A 24,646-nucleotide genomic window follows, 5' to 3' on the forward strand; every position below is an offset into this window, starting at 1 on the left:
ACTATTTCCCTCCTTTCAATACTGCTGAGCTTCTTGAGAAAAGAAAGGCAATGAAAAGCAGTAGAAATGTTGCAACCAATAACAGAAAAGAAAGAGCCGCTGCCAAATGCCAATTAAATGTGGTATTAATATTTATCTCAATGAATTCCGCTAGCATTGTATTTCCTGATCCGCCTAACAAAGCTGGAGTAATAAAATATCCTAAACTATTAATAAAAACAATCAAAGAACCAGCTATAACACCTGGTAAGGATAATGGAAGAAATATTTGTTTAAAAGCTTTCCATGGACGAGAGCCCAGGCTTTGTGCCGCTTGCATTAGTTGGAGATCAATTCCCTCCATTACTGGATATAAATTTAATATCATAAAGGGTAATAAAATATGACTCATGCCTATTACCACTGCTGGAAAACTGTAAAGTAAATCTAAAGGTTGATTAATTACTCCTATATTCATTAAAAAATTATTGATAACGCCATGCTTTTGCAATACAATGACCCAAGAAAATGTACGTGCAAGAAGACTAATCCATAGTGTTATAATAACTAGCCCCAATATCAACCTCTTCCACTTATGAGATCGTAAAATTGTCAGTAAATAAGCAATCGGATAGCCGATTAATAACGTAGTAACTGTAACAAACAATGCTGTTTTCACTGTTGTCCATAGCACTCGCAGATATATTGGATCGGTGAAAGCACCATGTAAATATTTTAGCGTAAACCCGGTATCATCAAAGAAACTCAGCTTTAAGATACCAATTATTGAATAATATAACAAAATGATTAAATAAAATAGTGGAACAATTACAAGAATCCATCTTAAACCTGGAATCGCTGTAAAGCGATGTGCCAGAGGTATCCGACTGGATACCTCTGGGATACTTTTTTCTAATTGAGCCATCGAACAACCTCCGGAACATTTTACTTTAGAAAATCGACTTGACTATTCACCCTGAACATTTAAAATATCGTAATTTTTGTAAGTAAGGTTTATTTCAGTAACCAATCATTAAATTGTTTGTTCAATTCTTCAAAGTTTTTGGCCCAATACTCCTGATCGGTATGCACTATAGTGTCGTTTTGCTCCAAACTATTAAATAAAGTTTTCTTTTCTTCCGGTAAAAGATTAATAACTTTTTTATTTGCTGGTGCATAATCAAGCAATGTAAAAAGATCTGCTAAAACCTCTGGAGAGTTTGAAAAATTAATAAATTCCATTGCCAATTCTTTATCTCTTGTTCCCTTAGGCACAGAAAATCCAACATACCATTCCGATGCTCCGTCAAATTCATTTTCAAGCGGCAATCCTTCTCTTGCAGCTATAGCAATACGACTGCTCCAAGCATGGGAAAGAGAGACTTCTTTAGAACCTAGCAATTGTGGGGGTATAGCACCTGTATCCCACCAGATGATGTCATCCTTAATCGTTTCCAATTTCTTTAATGCCCGTTCTACATCAAGCGGATACAATTCCTCTTTAGGAACCCCATCAGCTAAGAGTGCTTGCTCAAAGGTCCCTATCGGACCTTTATAAACTCCGCGAGGACCCGGAAACTTGTTTGTGTCATACAGGTCTGCCCAAGTTTTTGGGTGGTTGTCATCGGGATAAACCTCAGAATTATATGCTAAGTTGTGTAACACAACTGTATTGACAACATTGTAGTCATTAAGCAAATATTCAGGAATACCATCGGTGTTAATCTTGTTATAATCTAATTTTTCAAGAATGCCTTCTTCTGCTAATAAGTATGAAACATATAGATCGTTATAGATTACGTCCCAAGTTACCTTTCCAGTTTGGGCCATCCCTTTCATTTTTGCAGGGTTAAAAGGGCCGTCTACAGTAATTTTTACATTAAACTTCTCCTCAAAAGGTTTATATACTGCTTTTTGGAGAGCTTCAGAGGTTGAACCTCCAAAGTCTGCTACTACAAGTTCCCGGGGTGCAGAGTCTGATGAAGTGTCACTCTTACCGGTTTGTTCACTTGCAGATTCTTCACTTGAACTACAAGCTGACAATAAAAGTCCTAACGCAAGTATGATAGAGATCTTAACCCTGTTCCAATATTTGTTCATCAAATTCACTCCTCAATATTTTTATTATGTGATGATTCAGCGGGAATCAAAGTTGCCTCGTTGGTATTCCACCCAATATGAATTTCTTTTCCTGGTTGCATATGATTTAGCATTTGGCTGTTTAAATTAAACATTATTTCTTCCCCAAATGAAGTTATTGATCTTACCTTCAAAGTGTCCCCCAGAAAAATCACCTCTTGAATGGTTACTTTCAGTGTATTTTCAAAATAATTGGTATCATCAACTAGCTGAATGTTTTCAGGCCTAATAGCAATAAAGACCTCATTGTCCAATGAACTTTTTAACTCATTCGATTTTAAAATTATATTAGAATCCTTGTTTAACTTAATCATTGTTTGTTTGTTTTTAGTGGAAACGATCTTTCCTCTTAGTAGATTTATTTCTCCTATAAATTTGGCAACAAATTCGTTAGAAGGCTCCTGATATATTTTAGTCGGGCTTGAAATTTGTTCAATTTTCCCTGCATTCATTACACATACTCTGTCAGACATCGTTAGTGCTTCTTCTTGATCATGAGTGACAGTAATGGTAGTTATGCCTGTTCTTTTTTGAAGATGTTTTATTTCCAATTGCATGGTTTTTCGTAAATTTTTATCCAAAGCACCTAACGGTTCATCCAACAAGAGTAAAGGCGGATTGAACACAATTGCCCTAGCAAGGGCTACTCGTTGTTGCTGTCCCCCGCTTAATTGGTTGGGATAACGGTCAGCAAACTCCTCCAGTTGGACAAGCGATAACACTTTTTTAACATCATTAGCTATTTCCTCCTTCCCATACTTACGAACTTGAAGTGGATACGATATATTTTGCCTCACCGTCATATGGGGAAAAAGCGCATAGTTCTGAAATAGCATACCTATATTTCGTTGATAAGCTTTTTTCTTTGAAATTTCTTCACCATTTAAATAGATGAATCCGTCGCTTAATTCTTCAAAACCTGCAATGAGTTTAAGCAAGGATGTTTTCCCGGAGCCCGAGGGGCCCAATATGGTTAAAAATTCCCCTTTCTTAACCTCTAAATTAACTGAGTCAACAGCTTTAAACTTTTTATAATATTTTGTTGTATCTTTTAAGGCAAGGTGAGAATCACTCATTTTTCAACCTCCTCTAAACACTAGATATTAGAAGCCTATACAATTGATTTTTTTAAAAATTTCACCCAAATCCGAAACCGTTTGTTCATTTCCTCGTTTTAGTAAATTTTGAGTTTTTCCGTTTAATTATTTTTTGACCGTATAAGGTCGATCACTTCTTCAAACTCTTCTTTAATAGTCATATATGCATCATCAGTTAAGGCTAAACGCGGTGGCCTTGTTGGTCCGATGGGCTGTCCTGTTAATTCCATCATATATTTCATTGCTTGAAACATTTGTGGTACCGTATCGTAGTGATATAACCGAACTAGGCTGCGATAAAGTCTTCTTGCTTCATCACGTTTTCCTTCTTTTGCTAACTGAAAAAGTTTGATACCTTCTTCAGGGAGTGCATTTGAAACAGCTGATGCCCATCCGGTTGCTCCGCACAATGCACCCTCCATTGCTAAGTTATCGGCACCTACAAAATATTCTATATTCGTCTTTTCTAAAATTTCATGCACTCGTCGAATGTCTTGGCTAAAGTCCATGATTCCTACAATATTGCTGGATTTCGAAATTTTAATAACTAAATCAGGAGTTAGATCAATTCTTCTTGGATTATTTAGAGCAATGATAGGTAAACCAACCTTTGACACAGCCTCATAATGAGCGATAATCTCGTTTTCTAAAGGAATATAGTCAGCAGGAGTGTATACTAAAATCCCGTCAGCCCCACTGTTTTTCGCATGCTCAGCACAATAAATAGCATCCTTTGTAGCTGTGACCCCTCCGGTTCCAGCAATAATAGGAACACGACCATTGCTTACTTCAATTACAGTTTCAACAATCTTTTTACGTTCCTCATTTGATAAGGTTGTATCTTCTCCCATTGGACCCGCAGCCATTAACCCATCAACACCCTTGCCTATGAGCCACTCACATATTTCACCCAAACGGTTATAATCGACTTTATAGTCATTCGTCATTGGGGTTAACAATGAGATAAAAACACCTTTAAATTTTGTCACTTATAAGTTCTCCTCCTCAATTGTTCATAATCTCTTTAAATTTGATAAAAGTGCAGACTGCAATTGAATCAGGAAGTTTTGTCAATAATTTTGTGTAAAATGCAGGTTTCCCCATCGGATATTGATGCAGTCTTTTTGGGAAGTCTTTCGCCTTCTCCAATGGACTGAATTTTCCGTCTATTATATATAGAATTCTTTTAGAGTTCCTGTAAATATTCCCTCTTTTTAACGATGGATCATTCGAAAGTATCCTCTTGTTGCGCAAGATTTAATACTGTATTCAGCAACACATTTGCCCCTTTTTCAATATCTTTTTCCGAGGCAAATTCCTCCTCACTATGGCTTATACCGTCTTTACAAGGTATAAAAATCATCCCGGTCGGCGCTATAGTTGCTATATTATTTGCATCATGGCCACCTCCACTCAGCATGCGCAGGGTTGAATAACCAAAATCTTGGGTGACTTTTTCAATTTCATTCATTATTCTTTTCGAAAAATTAGCTTTTGGAAGAGAGGGAGGTAAATTTATTAGTATTTCCATGTTTTCTTTTTCAACAAGGGCCGTTGACCTTTCTTTGATTGTTTCAATTAATTGGTCTAGAACGTCTTTATCTTTATGCGTAATATGCATAGGAAACTTAACTTCGCTAGGTATATGTGATCTCGCCCCAGGTTCTATATCTAATTTCCCTATATTTATTATTGTTCCATCTTGTTCTTTGGCGATCTCATGAACCGCTACAATGATTTCAGCTGCCCTTAATAGGGCATCCTTTCTCCCTTCCATTGGAGTACCAGTTGAGTGACCAGTTCTTCCCTTCACAGTAAACTCAACCGATTGGATCCCCTTATCTCCTTCCACAATTCCAATAGATATTTTTTCTTGTGCCATAATAGGACCTTGTTCTATATGAAGCTCTACAAAACTATGAATCTCTTTTGGCCGATTTATCTCTTCCCCGAGGTATCCTATTTTCTCCAATTCCTCTTTAAACTTGAACCCCTCTTCATCTGTAGCTTTATATACGTTTTCTTTTGTAAAAACGTTGCTCATTCCTCCAGATCCTCCGGTCCCTGGTCTAAATCTGAAGCCTTCCTCATTTGTGAAATTGGCAATTTCAATTGGTCGTAATGTTTGTATATTATTTTCGTTTAAGACTTTAATCATTTCTAGGGCACTTAAGACTCCAAGGATACCATCATATCTGCCTCCGCGTGGTTGAGTATCTAGATGTGATCCTGTCATTACGGGTGCAAGATCATTCCTTAATCCCTCTCTACGCCCGTAAATGTTTCCAAAGTCATCCACTCTAACCTCAAGCCCCTCTTCTGCTAACCAACTAGTAAATATATCCCGCATAATTTTATCTTCTTTTGTTAGAGTTATTCTTCGTACACCTGTTTCGTGTACTTGGCCTATATTGTTGCTAATCTTAAGTGTATCCATGAGACGTTTTAAATTAATAACTAGTTTTTTCAATTTATTTCATCTCTCTTTTCACTTATATATTTTTTCATTCATTAGATTTGCATTTGCAGCTAATTCTGCTAATTTAAGTCCTATTAATGGCGTTAAATGGAAAGCACCTCCTGCTCTTCAAGAAAAATTATGAATAAATGCACTCTTCACACTGTTACAAATATTTTCTTTGTAATATGATAGATTTATAACGATATTCATGTACCTCATCTCTTAAAAAGGAGGAAAATAGTCTATATGGAAATTCGCCATCTTAAATCTTTCAAAACGATTGTTGATTTAGGAGGATTTGGACGGGCTGCTGACCATCTTGGTTATGCCCAATCATCTATTACTGCACATATACAGGCCATCGAAAAAACGCTAGGCTCCCCTTTGTTTAATAGATTAGGGAAAAAGCTTGTTTTAACTGAAACTGGTGAGAGGTTTTTACCGCACGCGACTGAGATATTAAGAATTTATGAATTATCTACTGAAGAGCCAAGTAAAAGTAATATTCTTACTGGCAGTTTGACTATAGGTGCACCGGAATCATTAACAGTGTATCAACTTCTCCCTTTTATAAAAGAATATAATCGTCTATACCCTGAAGTTGATATATCTTTAAAGGCAGCTAATGGTGATGTTTTATGTGATTACTTAAGAAGTGGAGAGATTGATGCTGCCGTTCTTTTGGAGAATCCAAGCAGTAATCATTCTGATCTAATTATTAATACTTTAAGCTATGAGCCTATGACTTTAATTCAGCCAACAGTATCTAAGGACAAAGTGGATACAATTTTATTTACCCAACAAGGATGCAGTTACCGAACTACCTTTGAAAACTATTTAGCTGAAAATAAAATTCAGAAAAAATCCGTTCTAGAATTCAGCAGCATTGAAGCTATCAAACAATTAGTAATTAATGGTATTGGCATTTCTTTATTACCGTCATTTGCGGTTAAATCTGAAGTTAATGAAGGCAAACTAAATGCTACACTTTTAGAGAATAAAACTATTACTACATTATTGGCCTACCATAAAAATAAATGGATATCCCCAGCATTGAAAGTATTCATTAAATTAATAACAGAGCACAATAATGAAAACAAATTGGTAGAGTTATAATATAAATCCATTCCTTTTTAAAATGTAAAAAGGAATGGTCTTTTATTAGTTTGTTTTTATTTTGCTAAAGAAATTACTGTTTGAAGTAAAACATTCGTTACTTTTTCTATATCCTCATAAGATGTAAATTCTTCCTCACAGTGGCTTAACCCATTCTTGCTAGGTGCAAAGATCATTGCTGTTTTGGTAATATCATGCATAAACTTAGCATCATGCAATGCAGGGCTAGTAATATATTGATAAGAGTAACCATAATTTATAGCTGCATCTTCAATTAACTGCAGAATCTCATTCGAAAAATATGTTCCACTAGCCTCCCATGTCTGCCTAAAATCAATTTCTACCTTTCTTTTTAAAGCAACCTCATTGATTTTTTCCTTAATCAGCTCAATTGCTTGATCTTTAATATTATCGTCAATATGGCGTACATCAAATGTAAACTCTACATATCTAGCAGTAATACTTTCGACAGAAGGTTTAACATTAAAAACTCCTAAGGAGGTCGATAAATCCTCATACTGTTTCGCAACTCCATCAATTGCTAATGCAATTTCAGAAGCAGCTATTAAAGCATCGTTCCTATGACTATTTGGATAAGCCCCGTGACTCGATTTTCCTCTGATTTTAACCCGATGTCTTTTCGATCCTTTAACCCCTTGAACAATTCCTATATTTTTCTGATTTTCTTCTAAGAATGGACCTTGTTCAATATGGACCTCAATAAAATAGTCAACATTAGATGGGCGATTTTCGATTTCTCCCATATAACCAATTTCTTTTAAACTTTGCTGAAACGTAATACCGTCTTTGTCCTTTAAATTATAGATTGTATCTTTCTCATAGTTACCAGTAATTACTCCAGACCCTTGCATTGGAGGTGTAAATCGTTCCCCTTCTTCATTAGTGAAATTTACTATCTCAATAGGTCTTTCCGTTTCAATTTTCAGATCATTTAATGTGCGGATAACTTCTAAAGAAGACAGAACTCCCATAATTCCATCATAGCGTCCCCCTTTAGGTAAAGTATCTAAATGCGAACCTATCATTATAGCACCCGCATCTTTATTTTTACCCTCACGTCGACCATATATATTTCCAAGGTCATCAATCTTAATGGACAATCCCGCCTCTTTTAGCCAGCGGATAAAGATATCTCGGATTTTTTTATCTTCCGCTGTTAAAGCCAATCTTGATAATCCACCGTTTTCTGTAGTACCAATGCTAGAGCTTACATCAAAAGTTGATATTAATCTTGAAAGATTTATTTTCATACTTAAGTTAGTTTCACTCATCGTTTCCCATCCCTTTCATTATCCAAATATTTTTGACTAAACAGTTATTAATGTAAAAGCAAAAACAAGTATTAATGCCGCTACCGTCGCTACAATACCAAAAATAATCATACTCTTTAAATCTCTGGAACGTGCGATACCCATTGCACCTAAAGTATCACCAACAGGATATAGATATTCAGTCATTTGGGAACCAACTAGCAGTACCATAATCCATACTGTCATTGGAATACCTGCACCACTGATAATTTCAAGAAACATTTCATTTAAAATAGTCATCTGAGCAACTGAAGCACCTGGTATTCCAGCCACTCCTAATATAGTTATCATGTTTAATAGAGCTGTTTTTCCGCCGCTTTCTACTAAGGGCATTAATAAATTTGCTAAAGCCTCAAACCCACCAAGCTTTTCGATGTAATAAATAAAAGGAGTAAATAATACAAACTGGAAGAACAGCCATACTAGGGGTTTCGCCCCTTCAAAAAAGGTTTCAACCATTTCATTTAATGATAATCTTCCTGCCAATGCTGTGGTGATTGAAGTAAGTAAAATGATCATAATTGCAAAAGTAGACCCACCCTCGATGATCACTCCATATACGATAAGACCTAAAAGAGTTATCAAAAAGGTGAGAGTTGCTTGTTTAGATATTTTTTCTTTCCTTTTCTTATCCTCTTCTGAGAAACCACCATTATCTTTATTAATGTCAATAATATCCTCTGCTGTATAAGCCTGCTCAAGCAATGTTTTCGACAAAACCCTTTTTGAAAAAAAGAAGGTAGCAGCCCAAACAACTACCGCAAGTGGAATACTAGCGGAGATTAAAATTTGTGTATACGAAAGCCCAGTAAGCTCCATTAACGTAACCATTGGAGGAGTAAAAGGACCTAAGAAAAGACCTGTAGTTCCAGCACCTTGAAATATAATGGCTAAAACACTTGGAGATAATCCTGCCGCCGCAACAATGGGAATGATTACTGGTGCTAACACTGCATTTGCTCCTGCTAAAGTTCCTAGAAGCCCACTAAGTAATGCAGAACAAAACATTGTTCCTATAATAGCCTTGGATGGTGTATTAAGCTTAATCTTCACCATAATAAAACGTACAATGTTCTCTGCTGCACCGGTTTTTTCCGCTATTTTTCCTAAACCAGCTCCTGCCATAATAATTAATCCAATGTAGCCTAAAAAGGAACTCAGACCCTCTCGAATAGAAGACCCTATACTAACTAGCCCTTCTCCACTCATAATTGCTCCAACAATAATGGCAATAGAAATGGCTACTACTGGATGTCGATTTCTAAATGCTAAAATAACAAAAATAAAGAGTGGGAGCAGTCCCCATAATGTTGGTGCTTGAAACATAAATTCCCTCCTTCTCACGTATAGGCATAGAATTAATTAGGTACATTTTTTAATTTCTGCTAATTTAAGAACTGTATTTAATAATAAGTTTGTACCTTTTTCAATATCCTCCCATTCTGTCCTTTCATTTGGCAGATGACTTATCCCGTTAATACTTGGGACAAAAATCATTGCTGTTGGGCAGAAATTATTCATATAGGTTGAAATATGCCCCGCTCCACTTACCATCCTTTTTGATGGGTAACCTAACTCATTTGCCGACTTAACTAAAGCATCAACAAGTCTAGGGGAAAAACTAACAGGTTCAAATGTCTTTTTTTCCTCTATTTTAAAATGGACCATGTCTCTTTCAGCAATTGTTCTTATACAATCCTTTATTAATTGAACACCGGCTTTTTGCTTTATAGGATCTTCGTCCCTTATATCGACTGTAAATTCCACTTCCCCTGGAATAGAATTCACATGCCCCGGTTTAACTTCTACTAGCCCTACCGTGGTAATAGACCTTTCGCCAATTTTTGAAGCTAGTTTTTCAATTTCTACTATCATTTTTGATGCACTGGTTAATGCATCCTTTCTTAAATACATAGGAGTAGGTCCTGATGTATTTGTTTCGCCAGTAATAGTGACCGATAACCATGTAAAACCTAAAATACCCTCGACAATTCCTATCGGTATTTTCTCCCTATCCAAAATAGGACCTTGTTCAATATGCAGCTCTATAAAGGCATCCGCAGCTTTCAGGCGGTTTTCTTTGCTTCCTAAATATCCAATTCTCTTTAGCTCATGCACGAAGGTTTTCCCATCTTGATCCTTTTCGGAATAAATAGCAGTCAGATCATAATCATTTGAAAGGACACCACTTCCTCCCATTAATGATTCAAACCTGACACCCTCTTCATTTGTAAAGTTTCCAATTTCAATAGGTCTTCTTGTAGAAATAGATAAATCCGAAAGGGTATGAATTACCTCTAGCCCGGAAATAATCCCCAAAACTCCATCGAATGTCCCTCCATCTTTAATTGTGTCAAGATGGGAGCCAATTACAATAGGATCAGCATTAGGGTCGGTTCCCTCTTTACGTCCATAGATATTACCAACGTCATCAAAACGAACCTTTAAACCAGCATCGTTTAACCACTTTACTAGAAGATCTCTAGCCTCTTTATCAGCAGATGTCAGGGTAAGTCTCGAAACGCCTCCATTTTTAGTAGCCCCTACTTGGGACATTTCATAGAAAAATCCCTGCAATCTGTTTAAATTTATTTTCATAGTGTCCTCCTTTCATTGGGTTACCTTATTATAAATGTATTTTGACAATTCTGTAAAATTGAAATTTCCGAACTGTAGTTTCAGTAATACTGATTGATGAATTAGAAAGGCTTAACATCATAAATCGGCATAATAAAACCCCCAAGAAAATAATTCTTGAGGGTTACAGAAGTTAAACATTAAAATTATTATTTAATCATTAGCTCTTTTTCAAGCGCCTTCTCAACAGGGATATATTCATACCCAAGGTCTCTAACTACACTAGCTGGTGTTATACTCCTTTTCACTTTTCGTATTGTCTTTTTGCCTCTAAAATTGAAGAACGAAGGATCGACAACAACTCATCTATTTCCTCTTTATTAATGATAAGTGGAGGACAAAATACGATCGTATCCATATCACCAAACACGACATTTCGTAAAATTAATCCCCTGCTTCGAGCCTCTTCAATGATTCTTTGAGACATCTTAACCTCAAAACGTTCTTTTGTTTGCTTATTCCTTACAATCTCTATACCTGCTATCAGTCCTAATCCCCTTACATCACTAACTATATCAATCTCTTGTTCGAGATTCTTTAGCCCTTCTAGAAGGTAGGTTCCCATTTTACGAGAATTTTCAACAAGTTCCTCTTTCTGTATGATCTCAATATTCTTCAGTGCAACTGCACATGCTGTTGCATGGCCACTGTAAGTAAATCCATGTAAGAGCACGCCTTCGGTTAAGTCGATTAATTCTTGGTGAATTTTTTCTCTAAATACTACAGCTCCTAAAGGCTGATAGCCACTAGTAATTCCTTTGGCAATAAGCATCACATCAGGAACCACTCCCCAATGTTCACATGCAAACATCTTACCTGTACGACCAAATCCTGTAATAACCTCATCAGCAATGAAAAGAATGTCATGTTCATCACAAATACGGCGTACCTCTTCAAAATAACCTTCAGGTGGAGTAATAACTCCCCCAGCCCCTTGAATCGGTTCAGCAATAAACGCTGCTATAGTATCTGCACCTTCTTTCGCAATCGCTTCCTTCAATGCATCCGTTGATAAGGGCTCTATATGAATAAATCCAGGTGCCTTGACTGTAGTAAAGTTTTGAAATACCTCAATTCCTGTAGCACTTGTTGAACCTAAGGCCACTCCATGATAAGCAGCATTTCTTGAAATAATTTTATTCTTTTGGGGCTGACCTTTTAATTTCCAGTAGTTTCGGACAAGTTTATATGCGGTATCATTAGATTCAGATCCACCGGATGTGAAAAATACTCCGCTTAAGTCTCCCGGTGTTAGCTCGGCTACTTTTTCAGCCAGTCGAATGGCAGGTTCATTGCTAAATGTGGCAAAGCAAGAGGAATAAGCTAGTTGTTCCATTTGCTGTTTTGCTGCTTCTGCAAGTTCCTTTCGGCCATAGCCAATATTTACGTTCCATAAAGAAGACATTCCCTCGAGATACTTTTTTCCATTTACATCTGTTAGAAATACCCCTTCCCCTTTTTGAAATATAATTGCCGGTCCTTTTTCCTGTTGTTCTTTTAATGAGGACGTTGGGTGAATAAAATGCTTTTTATCTAGTCTATTTAACTCGTCAATACTATTTTGTGTTTGGATCACAATAAATCATCCCTTCTTAACTTATTATTGAAAGACTATTAACCTAGGAAACTTGCGCATTTTCTATAATATTTAGGAAACTCTTTTCAGATTGCGCTGTAATAACTCAATCAGCATAATTCTAGGTATCTTTTTTTGATGGCATTATCTGTGTCATATAACTGGTTTTTACATTTTCCAAGTGATTCCAAACCAATTCTCTGGCTACTAGTGAATCTTTCTCTACTATTGCCTCATATATGTTCAAGTGTTCAATATCAAGGCTAATTTTTTCCTCAGGAGGAATCTTCATTTCTTCCTTTCGAAACTGTTCAATACCATCGTAGAACTTTTCATAACAGATTTTGAAGATTTGCGCTAACATATCATTATGACTAGCATTCACGATTGCCAGATGAAAATCGAGATCTTCTTCCGCTCCCACTAGCTGTCTATTTGCAGCCGCGTCTAACTTTTCATAGGCTTGTTTAAGTGCTTTTAAATCTCCTCGATGACGTCTTTGAGCTGCTAAATATGCTGCCTGAACTTCAATTCCCTGTCTTACTTCAATAAGTTTTATAATATTAATGTGATTTGTTTCCTTCTCCATAAGGGTATTGGTTATTTTTTCAATAATCTCTTCGGTCAAATCCTTTTTTAGAAATATTCCAATACCTGGCAATATATCTATTAAATTGAGTGAATCTAATACACTAAAGGCCTCCCGAACAGCAGTTCGGGAAACCTCTAAACGTTGGGCAAATTCTCTTTCTGATGGCAGTTTATCTCCTGGCTTTAATGTTCCTATACGAATAGACTCTTTTATTTGCTCGATAATAATTTTGTAGACACGTGTCTTTCGAATCGGTGAAAGCTTCAATGTAATCCCTCTTTCATTAAAAGGCTTATAATTTCAATGGCTCCCTCCCTTACCGGTAACCTTTTGTTCTAAATGTATTTTTTGTTTACCAATAGTTAACTGTCCTTTTGTTTAACATTTCTCGATATTGCTGCGTGGATTGTTGTAAGATCTTTTTATTTCCCATATCAATAATTACTCCATACCGACGGATCAAATCCAGTTCATCAATCTCGCCTTTATCATATAACTCTTGAACTTTATTCAAGTCTTCTGACATCCACTTATTTCTATTCTCTCGGATGTATTCTCTTTCTAACTTCGTTGCATTAACATCAATCCTAAACAAATCAAGCTCACGATCAATCTCTTCCACAATTACCCCATAATCCTTTTTCGCTCTCTCAATAGAAACATAGCCATCGATAACATCCTCTAGAACCAATTGCTCATCACGATCTAGCGGATCTCCCAATCCTCCGCCTCCTGCAGAAGGTCTGGTGAAAGTATCCCCATCAGTTAGTGAAATATTTGAAGCAATCGTCCCAATATATTTTTCATTTTCCTTTCCTTTGTTCAACCAAGCACCATGTGGAGATGAAGGTAATCCGCCAATAATGCCCCATGGAATCGATCTTGATCGGTCGCAGCAATAGGACATAACTGTTCGATGGATATTGGTAAGGCTTCCACCTTTTTCTACCCCACATCCTCCACGATATTTCCCTGGTCCTCCTGAATCTGTTATAATACTGTGGTTTTTAGTTATAACTGGTGATAGTCGTTCCTGGCCTTCACAAGGCTGAACACTTAATCCCAAACCAAAAATTGGGGCAAGTGCGTTGACACCATCCTTACCGTTCCTGCCCCCGTGACCACCAGCCATCCAGTCATACCACATGAAGTAATTTCCATATCCTTCTCTCTTGTCATGGCCACCAATCAATAAATATTCAAGATTAAAAGAACAAGCAATAGCTCTTTCTGGCATAACCATTGACCATAATTCAAAGATAGCATTCATAATTTTCTCGTAGGCTCCAGAACAGAAACCAGTTACAGAAACTGGCCATGGTGCATTAACGACTGAATTTTCTGGCAATAAAGTGTTCACTACTCTATAAAATCCAGAATTCAACGGTATCTCTGGGAAAAATGTTTTGGTACCCGCCACAGTTGCGGAAAACGCAGCCCCGAACCCAGCATTTAATACACATCCAATGTAAGAATGAGAACCGTTTAAATCATAATGGACCTCGTCATCCTTTATAGTCATTTTTACCTTAATTGGAATTAGGGCGTCTCCCCCGTCTGGGTCCATATCAATAAAATCAGTAGTTTCCCAGGTTCCATTTGGTAGTTTGGCAATTTGATTCTTTGCCATTCTCTCAACATAATCTTGGACCTCATCAAAAGCGGTCAAGACGGTCTCCTTACCGTACTTTTCAATTAATTGGATAAGCTGATTCCCAGCAACCTTAGTTGCCTCTGCCTGTGCTCTAAGATCTCCTAATCTTTCTTCTGAAATTCGCATATTGCTTACTAATAAATTGGCTACATCCGCTAGGTACTTTCCTTTGTGCCAAATCCTAAGAGGAGGTATTCTAACACCTTCGCTATAGTGCTCTTTTGCTAGTACATCAAAGGACCCAGGAACCGCACCCCCTACATCTGCCCAATGCCCACATGATTGCATAAGCGAGATTAATTCCCCTTCATAAAAAATCGGACGAATAATCCGAACATCACAAAAATGCGTTCCGCCACGGTAAGGATCATTGATGATAAATACATCTCCTGGATGAATATCATCCTTATAATCTTCAAGAACTGCTTTTGCAGTTAAATGCAGTGTTCCAACGTGAACAGAAATATCTTGTGTTCCTTGCATAATGGTGTCGCCCTTCGAATCACACATGGCGGAACTAAAGTCGCGATTGTAAATAACAAAGGAGTAGCATGTTCTCAGTATTTGTTCTGACATTTGATCTACAATATTGACAAATGAATTTTTTAAAACCTCAAATGTTACTGGATCCAGTTTACTTTGGAATGTTTGTTGGGTAAGAAGCTCTTTATTCATCTATTTCACCTCATTTTTCTATTGTTAAAATAATATTTTTATATTCATCTACCTTCGCAGTAAAATCAGGAGGAATCACAACTGTCGAATCCAATTGCTCTAAGATTGCTGGTCCATTAATGATAGAGGAAACTGGAACTAAACTGCGGTTATAAATGGGAACGTTTACCCGGCCATTACATTCTTCAAAATACACTTCACGGTGTTCCTTTAAAGCTTGATCTAAACTTCCGGAAGCCTCTTCTTTCTGAATGTTAGGTTTTGGTACCCGTCCAATACCAGCAACCTGCAAACCATAAATTTCTACTCCTTGGTTCGGGTTGGAAAATGAGAACTCTCTCTCATGTTCTTGGTGAAATTCTTTAATAGCTTCTTCAAGTGAGCTAATTGTGCTTGGTATCTGGATAGATAACGTTCTCCATTGACCGACATAACGCATGTCAATGGACCGGGTTACATTCATATTCTCTTTTGCTACCCCTTCTTTTTCCAGAAGCTTCAAAGCTGCTTTTTCTAGATCCAAAAATTGTTCCTCAAGCTCCGTTAATTGGACATCTTCAACATTCTTCACATAAGTTTTTGTAACATCATGACGTACATCCACTAAAAGGCACCCCATGGCAGAGGCAACACCAGGATGTGGCGGGATGATGACACTTTGAAATTCCATTTCTTTTGCTAGATAGGCTCCATGAAGTGCCCCAGCTCCACCAAAGGCAACTAAGGCAAAGTCTCTAGGATCATAGCCTCGACGTACTGAAATCAACTGAAGTGCATCACACATATTTGCATTGGCAATTTTTAAGATTGAATTAGCTGCCTCGTCTATAGAAAGCTCAAATGGCTTCGCAATTTTCCTCTCTATCACTTGTTTTGAAAGCTCTTTATTTAAGGTTAAGCTTCCATCAATTAACTTTGTATTTAATCTTCCAAGCACAAGGTTAGCATCCGTATTCGTTGGCTCATCTCCGCCAAGGTTATAGCATGCTGGTCCAGGGTCTGCTCCTGCACTTTGTGGCCCATTCCGCAACGAACCACCTTCATCTATCCACGCTAGACTTCCCCCGCCAGCTCCAATTGTTAAGATTTCGATGCTTGGAAAACGAATAGGGTGACCGTACTCTATGGACCAATCCTTCGTTATTCTTAGATCTCCTTCGTACATTAAAGAAATATCCGTGCTTGTTCCACCCATATCAAGGCCAATTGCATTCTGGTAGCCACATAAGTTAGCAATATACTTACTTGCAATTGCCCCAGCAGCAATACCAGAACTCGCCAATCTGCCAGAATAACGAGGAACCGTTTCAGATGTCATGACTCCCCCGCCAGAATGAAGGATTAGGATATCACCTTCATATTCTTTTTCTCTCATTTCTGTATCTAACTTTTGAATATAGCTGCTGACGATTGGTCCTAATACAGCATTTACAATGGTTGTGCTCATTCTTTCATGCTCAAAAATTTCTGGAAGGGTTTCATTGGATGTACAAATATAGACGTCTGGCAACAGGCTTTGTAAAATATCCTTAACCTTTCGTTCGTTTTCACCATTTACATACGCATTCATCAAACATATAGCGATTGACTCTATTCCTTTTTTCTTGAAAATTCTTGCTAGATTTCGAACTTCATATTCGTCTATCTCCTTGAGTACTTTCCCGCTATAGTCGATTCGCTCGTCTATCTCATAGCGATTTCTCCGCTTAATATAGGAAGGTGCCACATCATTATATGCATCCCATAAATCCAATTTTGTTCCACGGCGAATCTCAGGTACATCCTTAAAACCCAATGTCGTGATTAAGGCTGTGTTTGGAAGTTTCCGTTGAATTAAGGCATTGGTCCCAACCGTTGTGCCATGGGCAAAGAAAGAAATATCCTTACCAGCAATTTTTGCCTGTTCGATTCCCTCTATAATTGCTTTTTCTGGCTGATTTGGTGTTGATGGTGTCTTGAATACACGACTCTTTCCGCTTATTTCATCGAATACAAATATATCTGTAAATGTACCTCCAACATCAACTGCTACTCTAACTGAACTCATAAAACTTTCACCTCGTTAATTTAATAGATTCTATATTTGAATTATTTGTATGTTCATTTGTTTAATGACCCTGCAGTTGCTTCACTGTTATTTTCAATGAAAACATTCCCTACAGCGTTATTATTGGGAAGCGCTTCCATATACCCGAATTTCTTTCCTTTGGTCATATATACCCAAGTAATTAGAGAGTAGGTAATAACGGATACAATGATCCCCATAATACCTCCTGGCAGCCAACTTGGTGTATACAATAACGGGACAATGACACCAACAATATAAGAAATAATTGCCGGAACATTTACTGCTGGCAACCTATCCAATAGGGTGACATCATATTTCCGCTTATGAATCAAGTAAAAATCTACAACAACAGGACCTATGATAGGAGGGATCAGCCCAGCAAGTACATTGATAAAAACACCGATATAATTTAACATACCTAATGCCGCTGCTAGGGATCCGATGGTTCCTAAAATTAGAACAGAAATCTTTCTTGGAATCTTCAACATATTGGACAATGGAGTTTGTGTAAAATAAAGATTATTATCGCCAGTTGTCCAGATAGCTAATACAAAACTGATAAGAATAAAAAACCAAAGCATTGAACCAGCAGTGGCCATGTAGACAGCTGGATTATAGCTTCCATGTGCAGCTCCTCCTAGAACACCCATTATATGCAGCAATGGTTGTACGAAAAGGAAATTAATTGCTACAAATCCTAATACAGTTTTCTTACTCTTAGCAAAACGTGTAAAGTCTCCTACAAATAAAGCCCCTACAATCCATGACCCAATTATAAGGTTAATCTTGGTAGCAAGATTAGAAGGAGTTGAGAGAAAAAGTTTTTGAGCAGCTGAATCTACACCTGCCATACCTCCAATAGCATTGAAACTGGTTACAATGGCTATAAAGGCAAGAGTCAGCAAACAGATTAACGCCGGCCAACTTATGATTTCCAAACCTTTAATCCCCTTATAACATGTAAGAGTGACGAGGATTCCTCCAATAAAAGCAATAGCAAAATAGGTTGGCGTAACTTCAGGACCCACCCAAATCTCCGCAAACATGCCCACAATCGATGCTTGCCAGCCAACACCCACAATCATGACAAGAATACATGGCAGGATCATCCCTTTATTGCCAAATACTAAACGATAAATGAGGGCTGTATTACAACCAGTTTTATATGCGATATACCCCGCAAGAAAACACAGTATAAACAGTAATCCATTTCCAATAACAATAGCCGAGATAATTTCATTGACACTTTGTGCAGGAACAATTGATTCCCCAACAATCATTCCTAACATTAGAAAGGCCCAACCAAAAGATACGGCTATAAGTGGCAGCGCAGGTCTTCTTTGTTTCATTGTAAGTGGTGTAAGAATCGCATCCTCGGAGCTTTTTTCCTCTTCCTGAAGTGATGCATACCAATTCTTCAGTTTGCTCATATAAAAACTCCCCTCTTTTATAAATTCAAATTACTTTGGTGTAATGGTGGTCTGGACAGCAATAAAAATTTAATTTAAATTGTTCTTTAGACTGCAGGTTTTAGTATTATGTGAGGTTATAACTGCGGTTAAATGAAATAGTTTGTGCGGTTGTAGTTATAGGATTAGTTGAACCTATAAAAGCGCTCTAAAAGTTTGAGATAGAATGAAGTGTAATGGTGGTCAGTACAGTTGTTTCGATAAATTAGTAAATACTTAATTTATGGCATGATTAAACACCCCTTACTAAAAAATTCTTACTGTAAATAATAGTATAAGGTTAGTAAAAAAATGCCTATAATTTTTTAAATATTTTTAATTTTAAACTTTTATAAATTATCCTTGAGTCTTTTTTATTTCATTGCCTTAGTGATAACTCGTATAGAAAAAGAAATATCTTCAATATATATCGGAGCTTTCTGGCAGATAACACCACAGACGGCAGTGGCCCCCTATTCAGGGAGGTGTTCAACTAAATTGATGCGTGATGATAGGCATGAAACTCTTAGGAAGAGTGCTAGAGTATGAAGTTCCAGGTTATGGGAAGTGGTTTGAATCATCTATTACATAAACTTTTAGATACAAAATTTCTAAATTAATGATTAAAATTAAAACGGTATAACATCAAAAATCACCATAATAAAACCCCCAAGAAAATAATTCTTGAGGGTTACAGGAGTTAAACATTCATTGTTATTTAATCATTAGCTCTTTTTCAAGCGCCTTCTCAGCAGGGATATATTGATACCCAAGGTCCCTAGCTACAGCTTCATAAATAATTTCCCCATTCGCCGTGTTAACGCCAAGTTTTAATGCATTGTTATCAATCTGGTTTCCAAAGATATCATCCAATTGACGTAAGCGGTCTGCATTTAAATCTGTAAGTCACATCAGTTTTTATGGTTTGAATCTATTTACTATACTAGGCACCATTTAAAGTATTTCATCCCAAATCCAAATTGGCTCCTGCAGCATTATTGAAGTAAGGTTTCGATTGATTGTTTTTGAATTAATGTTCATTTCATTGCTTAACACAATAACCGTAATTTCTTCATCAAGTAAACGTGCAACATAGTGGCGGAAACCGCTCGGATATCCACCTGAGTGTCCCACAGCATCATGGCCTATTACATTCTGCGTATACCATCCATATCCATATTGATATGGGAACTTCTTCGCATGAGTTGTGCCCATCAATTCATCTGATTCAACTGAAATAAGTACATGATTACGGATAGCCTGATCAAAAAGCGCTAGATCTTCGACAGTAGAGATAATATCTCCTGCAGCAAACGCAGCTGTATTATTCATTAATGGTCCTTGTTCGCCCTTGACATGACCAACCGCTGCCGGGATTCCTTCTTTTAATGAAAACATCGAATTCTCCATTCCACTTGGTCTGAAGATATGCTCTACAATGTACTCTGCATAGGATTGACCAGTAACTTTCTCGATAATCATTCCTAACATCACATAACCAGTATTACTATATTGAAAACTTTCTCCTGGAGGAAACAGCAATTCAGCACCTCGTGTAACATTTACAATTTCCTCTGGTTTCCATTCTTTACTATAGTCAAATTTAAACTCCGGCTTAAGGTAATCCGGAATTCCTGAACTGTGACTTAGTAAATGACCAACTGTGATTGTATCTGCATTGGGATAATCCGGGAAATATTTACTAATTGGCTCATCAATGGTCAATAATTGCTTCTCAACTAACTGCATAACGGCAATGGCCGTAAATGTTTTTGATAAAGAGGCAATCTGATATAAAGTACTTGGGGTATTTGGTATGTCTGACCTAGCCATTCCGTACCCCTTTTTAAAAACCACCTCATTATCTTTCGACACTAAAACGTTCCCCTGAAAACCTTCTTTTATAAGATATTGGTCCAACTGTTCAGGTATACTTCCTTTAAGGTCTTTATGACTGTCTCGTCCCATTAATAAAAGAAGGACAATTAAGGTTAGTACGATAGCAATCAAGCCAACGATAATTATTTTTAAAATTTTTTTCACCGGACCTCTCCCATTCTTTATAAAATTTTTATCCTAATATTTGTATTTTAAAGATTAATTGGAGAAGTGTAAATACAGAACCTTCAAAAATATCATACTTTTTACCTAATTCATTTTACACTCTAAATGCTATGAGTCTATCATTAGGATTCACTCAGTAACGGGACACAGGGACAGGCACTTTGTCCTCGCAGGTACATCAACCTTTTAATACCTGTAGTAAAATTTAAGAAAACCTCAAAAACAATCAATACTTTATATTGTAAAATAAAGGAAGGACAAGGTGCCTGTCCCCCTGTCCTACTACTTTTAATCATAATCATAGATTCCCTCCATATATTAATAGAAAAGATGCTAGCTGGAGGAACAATAGAATGGCCATGATAATTCTTTTTAGAAAAAGACGAACAGAGAACCTTTTTAGAGAGGCATTATTAGAAATGATAGAAGAATCTCCTGGGGATACTCTAGTACTTTCCTCTGGTTATTTGACAGAAGGTGCCCTGTATCCAAAAAATGACTTAACAACAAGGATCGCTGCCATGATGCCTGACCAGAGTGCGGTGAAGATACTTGGGGGAAATTTTCGTCAGTGCAATTCATGCAAGAATAATCATCATTCCAACTGCAATAAGTGCAAAAAAAATTCTATTAATATAAATGGGACTTTTAAGACATGCGGCTATTGTGATTATTTAGAGTTCGTTGATGTGTTCGGTAAGCAACTAAACAGCTCCTCCTCTTTCTTTAATAAAACAATGAATATCCAAGCCTATTATTCACCGTTTTACCATGCGAAGGTGGCCTTCAAAGTGCAGCATGTGAATGGGATTCCCGAGGTAACAGCTGGCATTATCGGAAGCAGCAATCTATCAAAAAGCGGGTTTGAGTTTGGGCAATATTGGAGCAATGAATGTGATATTTATATGTTCCTAGATCAATATTATGAAAAAAGTAAATTCTGGGCGAAAGAGTATCAGGAAGAGGTGGAAGAGTTCGCAGAAGCCTCACTCAATGAAGCCAAAGAAATTTTCTTCACTAGAATGTATAACTTTGACATTATTCCAGTGGATAGCAGAATACCAAATCGACGTATCCTGGAAAGGCTTTATGATGAACTTAAAGGATTCTTTGATGATCAGTATTTGTTGTCATAAGTGGATGGTGATATCCATTAGGTACATATTTGTCCCGTTTTTTTAAGGTGCCATTGCCGGAATGATCCCTTAATCTATTTACTATCAGGTTGCCTCTTCTTTAGAAGAACCAAAAATGATTCCCAGGTTTATATCTTCCACTAAATGGAAGGATAAAGTGCCTGTCCCTACGTCCCTGGGACAGACACTTTGTCCTTTACGTTTACAATCTATTAAAAAGTGAGACATCCTCTTAATAGTTTTCATATCTATCAAATATTTGTAATGAAGATTTGGCCGTAGTTATTTTAAAATAATACGGTTATAAAAAATGCTTGAAAGGTTGTTTAGAGTGGGTGTTGGGAATGTATTCCACTTCTAGAAAAAAAGACCCTATTACACCTATCAACCGATTTCAATTATTGCAAATTTCCACAAATACGTAAGTAAACCGTCATTTTTTTTAATCTGAGTAACACACAACCATAACAAACGTTCTGTAGAGTAAGTGGGGAAGGTAATGGTATTGCAGGGATATCGACGCAATATCTTTACCCAACTTATAGCTGGTGACACTATTTTAAAAGTCCACCTATAAGTAAAAATTCAAGTTAGGAGAGATGTAGCAATGAACAAAAAACAAAACGATCCTAAAAAGACGAACAAAAGCCTAGCAAAGAAGGTAGCTCCACTGGTGATGTCAACATCCATGATGGCCGCAACGGTTTTGGCAGCCGGTGCTCCTATTTCAGCAGCAGAGCTTGATCAAAAAAACGTAGATCCGGCCGTTATGGACCAAGTGAAAAATCACGGTCAGGCAGTATCTTCATTAGCAAAAAGTCTAGAAGGTTCTCCTGAAAAAGGAAAACTAGTTAGTGCACTTGCGAAAAGTAATGCCGGTAAAACAAATGCCGTTGCCGATGACGACAATACAGATGATACAAATGGTGATGATCAGCCAGACGGCGACATCAATGATAATCCAACTGATGACGAAGAACTAGGAACTGAGGAAGGCACTGATACACCTTCTGAAGATGATCCAGTAGTTGATGATAATGCGGATGCTGATGATGAAGCAGCTGTAGAGGATAATGAAGCTTCAACTGATAATGAGCAAGCTGTTGAGGACGATGCAGAAGCTGATAATGAAGTAAGCGACGATGTTACTCAGGATCCTGCTGATGACGAGCAAGCTACTGATGATGTAGCTGAAACTGATGATGTGGCAGGCGACGACGTAGCTCAAACTCCTGCTGAGGACGAGCAAGCTACTGATGATGTAGCTGAAACTGATGATGTGGCAGGCGACGACGCAGCTCAAACTCCTGCTGAGGACGAGCAAGCTGCTGATGATGCAGCTGAAACTGATGATATGGCAGGCGATGATGTAGCTCAAACTCCGGCTGGTGACGAGCAAGCTACTGACGATGCTACTGATACTGAGGATGTGGCAAGCGATGATGTAGCTCAAACTCCTGCTGAGGACGAGCAAGCTGCTGACGATGCTGCTGATACTGAGGATGCGGCAAGCGATGATGTAGCTCAAACTCCTACTGATGACGAGCAAGCTGCTGACGATGCTGCTGATACTGAGGATGCGGCAAGCGATGATGTAGCTCAAACTCCTGCTGATGATGAGTTAACTGATGAAAGCAGTGATACGCCAGTTGCTGAAGATGATTCTACTTCATGGGTAGACGAATCTTATGATTTCATAGAAGACAGCTATCAAAGTATCATTGGATACTATCAATCTGTTATTGAAAAACTTCTAGATCAATCAAGTTCTGAACAAACAGTTGAGGAAACAGAAAACACAGCAGAAGCTGATGTAGTATCCGATGAAACAGCAAATGCTGAAGAAACAGATACAGCAACTGCAGATTCTGACACAACTCCTGAAACCACTGTTGATCTTTCAACTACGGAATTAACAAATGATGAGGACGTTCAGGCAGAAACTCCAGAGGCTGTTGAAAATGAAGATCAATCTTCAGATACAGCGACACTAGAAAACGAAGCGGCAGAAAATGATGAGCAAGAGGCTACTGCTCCTGAACAAGCTGAAAATACAGATCAAGAAGCTGCTGCTCCTGAACAAACTGAAAATACAGACCAAGAGGCTGCTGCTCCTGAACAATCTGAAAATGTAGACCAAGAGGCTGCTGCTCCTGAACAAACTGAAAATGAAGAAGTAACTCCAGCTCCTGAAACAGAGCAACCTGCTCAAGATGACGTAGTTACAGAAAATGACACAATCACTTTAAAGGATAAATTGATTGGCTACTATCAAGACCTAGTTACTTCATTCTCTAACATTATGAACTTCTTAAAGTAAGGACAATAATTTAGCGAATGCGAGTGTTTAATAGAAAAGGCTGGCTTTGGTTCACCCCCCATTGCCAGCCTTTGTCTATTTGGAAGGACAAAGGGACAGGCACTTTGTCCTTCTCAAAAATAATGGATAGCAAAATTGCGTCAAAAATCGCTACAAGTGCCCCATTCCCTATTCCCTACTTCTAAAAAATTACCTTTTACTCCTTGTAAAAACCAACGAAACTTCAAACCTAGTAAAAAATCCCGAATTAAATATTGGTAAATGAAGGGAGGACACGGTGCCTGTGAACTATACCCCATAAAATGGACAGTTAAATAAAGGGACTTATGATGCCAACAGATGACTTCGGTATT

17 protein-coding genes and 1 pseudogene are annotated in these 24,646 nt (G+C 37.5%); 3 read left to right on the forward strand and 15 right to left on the reverse strand.

Going from position 1 to position 24,646, the window contains the following annotated elements; genetic code table 11:
- Position 1: 1 nt before the first annotated feature.
- From AC1Q59_RS23140 to AC1Q59_RS23160, 5 genes are all read right to left on the reverse strand, one after another.
- A complete protein-coding gene (locus tag AC1Q59_RS23140) occupies positions 2 to 904 on the reverse strand; it encodes an ABC transporter permease (protein ID WP_492368234.1) in 903 nt (300 codons plus the stop codon).
- 89 nt (positions 905 to 993) lie between these two features.
- Positions 994 to 2,079 (reverse strand): ABC transporter substrate-binding protein, encoded by a 1,086-nt coding sequence (locus AC1Q59_RS23145; RefSeq protein ID WP_492368235.1) that lies wholly within the window; start codon positions 2,077 to 2,079, stop codon positions 994 to 996.
- Between the two features lie 5 nt (positions 2,080 to 2,084).
- Positions 2,085 to 3,194, reverse strand: a complete 1,110-nt coding sequence (locus AC1Q59_RS23150) for an ABC transporter ATP-binding protein (protein WP_492368236.1) — start codon at positions 3,192 to 3,194, stop codon at positions 2,085 to 2,087.
- Between the two features lie 122 nt (positions 3,195 to 3,316).
- A complete protein-coding gene (locus tag AC1Q59_RS23155) occupies positions 3,317 to 4,204 on the reverse strand; it encodes a dihydrodipicolinate synthase family protein (RefSeq protein ID WP_492368237.1) in 888 nt (295 codons plus the stop codon).
- Positions 4,205 to 4,440: 236 nt separating this feature from the next.
- Positions 4,441 to 5,685 carry a M20 family metallo-hydrolase gene (locus AC1Q59_RS23160; protein WP_492368238.1) on the reverse strand — a complete coding sequence of 415 codons (1,245 nt, stop codon included), beginning with the start codon at positions 5,683 to 5,685 and terminating at the stop codon, positions 4,441 to 4,443.
- A 237-nt stretch (positions 5,686 to 5,922) separates the two neighbouring features.
- On the opposite strand from AC1Q59_RS23160, the gene AC1Q59_RS23165 reads away from it, so the two are divergent.
- Positions 5,923 to 6,792, forward strand: coding sequence for a LysR family transcriptional regulator (locus AC1Q59_RS23165; RefSeq protein WP_492368239.1), 870 nt, complete (start codon positions 5,923 to 5,925; stop codon positions 6,790 to 6,792).
- Positions 6,793 to 6,848: 56 nt separating this feature from the next.
- Here the strand turns inward: AC1Q59_RS23165 and AC1Q59_RS23170 are convergent, their stop codons facing one another.
- The 10 genes and pseudogenes from AC1Q59_RS23170 to AC1Q59_RS23215 all read right to left on the reverse strand — a co-directional run bounded on the left by AC1Q59_RS23170 (position 6,849) and on the right by AC1Q59_RS23215 (position 20,648).
- On the reverse strand, positions 6,849 to 8,084 hold the full coding sequence (locus tag AC1Q59_RS23170; RefSeq protein ID WP_492368240.1) for a M20 family metallo-hydrolase: 1,236 nt from the start codon (positions 8,082 to 8,084) through the stop codon (positions 6,849 to 6,851).
- 36 nt (positions 8,085 to 8,120) lie between these two features.
- A complete protein-coding gene (locus AC1Q59_RS23175; protein WP_492368241.1) occupies positions 8,121 to 9,449 on the reverse strand; it encodes a GntT/GntP/DsdX family permease in 1,329 nt (442 codons plus the stop codon).
- A 36-nt stretch (positions 9,450 to 9,485) separates the two neighbouring features.
- A complete protein-coding gene (locus AC1Q59_RS23180; RefSeq protein ID WP_492368242.1) occupies positions 9,486 to 10,721 on the reverse strand; it encodes a Zn-dependent hydrolase in 1,236 nt (411 codons plus the stop codon).
- 283 nt (positions 10,722 to 11,004) lie between these two features.
- Positions 11,005 to 12,336 carry an aminotransferase family protein gene (locus tag AC1Q59_RS23185; protein ID WP_492368243.1) on the reverse strand — a complete coding sequence of 444 codons (1,332 nt, stop codon included), beginning with the start codon at positions 12,334 to 12,336 and terminating at the stop codon, positions 11,005 to 11,007.
- Positions 12,337 to 12,457: 121 nt separating this feature from the next.
- Complete coding sequence (locus AC1Q59_RS23190) at positions 12,458 to 13,195, reverse strand: FadR/GntR family transcriptional regulator (RefSeq protein WP_492368244.1); 738 nt, start codon at positions 13,193 to 13,195, stop codon at positions 12,458 to 12,460.
- A gap of 85 nt (positions 13,196 to 13,280) precedes the next feature.
- Positions 13,281 to 15,257 carry a hydantoinase B/oxoprolinase family protein gene (locus tag AC1Q59_RS23195; protein ID WP_492368245.1) on the reverse strand — a complete coding sequence of 659 codons (1,977 nt, stop codon included), beginning with the start codon at positions 15,255 to 15,257 and terminating at the stop codon, positions 13,281 to 13,283.
- Between the two features lie 10 nt (positions 15,258 to 15,267).
- Positions 15,268 to 17,304 (reverse strand): hydantoinase/oxoprolinase family protein, encoded by a 2,037-nt coding sequence (locus AC1Q59_RS23200; protein ID WP_492368246.1) that lies wholly within the window; start codon positions 17,302 to 17,304, stop codon positions 15,268 to 15,270.
- Positions 17,305 to 17,357: 53 nt separating this feature from the next.
- Positions 17,358 to 18,755, reverse strand: coding sequence for a cytosine permease (locus AC1Q59_RS23205; protein ID WP_492368247.1), 1,398 nt, complete (start codon positions 18,753 to 18,755; stop codon positions 17,358 to 17,360).
- A gap of 732 nt (positions 18,756 to 19,487) precedes the next feature.
- Positions 19,488 to 19,619 (reverse strand): annotated as a pseudogene (locus AC1Q59_RS23210) (alanine dehydrogenase); the annotation flags it as partial.
- Between the two features lie 108 nt (positions 19,620 to 19,727).
- Positions 19,728 to 20,648, reverse strand: a complete 921-nt coding sequence (locus AC1Q59_RS23215) for a serine hydrolase domain-containing protein (RefSeq protein WP_492368248.1) — start codon at positions 20,646 to 20,648, stop codon at positions 19,728 to 19,730.
- Positions 20,649 to 21,190: 542 nt separating this feature from the next.
- Here AC1Q59_RS23215 and AC1Q59_RS23220 point away from each other — a divergent pair.
- Positions 21,191 to 21,973, forward strand: coding sequence for a hypothetical protein (locus AC1Q59_RS23220; protein WP_492368249.1), 783 nt, complete (start codon positions 21,191 to 21,193; stop codon positions 21,971 to 21,973).
- 607 nt (positions 21,974 to 22,580) lie between these two features.
- Complete coding sequence (locus AC1Q59_RS23225) at positions 22,581 to 24,293, forward strand: hypothetical protein (protein ID WP_492368250.1); 1,713 nt, start codon at positions 22,581 to 22,583, stop codon at positions 24,291 to 24,293.
- Positions 24,294 to 24,646 lie beyond the last annotated feature (353 nt).

The sequence above is a fragment of the Cytobacillus sp. MT66 genome, assembly GCF_058792595.1.

What these genes read in the sequence shown, in the direction of transcription:
- AC1Q59_RS23220 (WP_492368249.1), top strand. Translation starts at nt 21,191, where the DNA reads ATGGCCATGATAATTCTTTTTAGAAAAAGACGAACAGAGAACCTTTTT.
- AC1Q59_RS23225 (WP_492368250.1), top strand. Translation starts at nt 22,581, where the DNA reads ATGAACAAAAAACAAAACGATCCTAAAAAGACGAACAAAAGCCTAGCA.
- AC1Q59_RS23200 (WP_492368246.1), bottom strand. Translation starts at nt 17,304, where the DNA reads ATGAGTTCAGTTAGAGTAGCAGTTGATGTTGGAGGTACATTTACAGAT.
- AC1Q59_RS23170 (WP_492368240.1), bottom strand. Translation starts at nt 8,084, where the DNA reads ATGAGTGAAACTAACTTAAGTATGAAAATAAATCTTTCAAGATTAATA.
- AC1Q59_RS23150 (WP_492368236.1), bottom strand. Translation starts at nt 3,194, where the DNA reads ATGAGTGATTCTCACCTTGCCTTAAAAGATACAACAAAATATTATAAA.
- AC1Q59_RS23175 (WP_492368241.1), bottom strand. Translation starts at nt 9,449, where the DNA reads ATGTTTCAAGCACCAACATTATGGGGACTGCTCCCACTCTTTATTTTT.
- AC1Q59_RS23165 (WP_492368239.1), top strand. Translation starts at nt 5,923, where the DNA reads ATGGAAATTCGCCATCTTAAATCTTTCAAAACGATTGTTGATTTAGGA.
- AC1Q59_RS23195 (WP_492368245.1), bottom strand. Translation starts at nt 15,257, where the DNA reads ATGAATAAAGAGCTTCTTACCCAACAAACATTCCAAAGTAAACTGGAT.
- AC1Q59_RS23145 (WP_492368235.1), bottom strand. Translation starts at nt 2,079, where the DNA reads ATGAACAAATATTGGAACAGGGTTAAGATCTCTATCATACTTGCGTTA.
- AC1Q59_RS23180 (WP_492368242.1), bottom strand. Translation starts at nt 10,721, where the DNA reads ATGAAAATAAATTTAAACAGATTGCAGGGATTTTTCTATGAAATGTCC.
- AC1Q59_RS23140 (WP_492368234.1), bottom strand. Translation starts at nt 904, where the DNA reads ATGGCTCAATTAGAAAAAAGTATCCCAGAGGTATCCAGTCGGATACCT.
- AC1Q59_RS23205 (WP_492368247.1), bottom strand. Translation starts at nt 18,755, where the DNA reads ATGAGCAAACTGAAGAATTGGTATGCATCACTTCAGGAAGAGGAAAAA.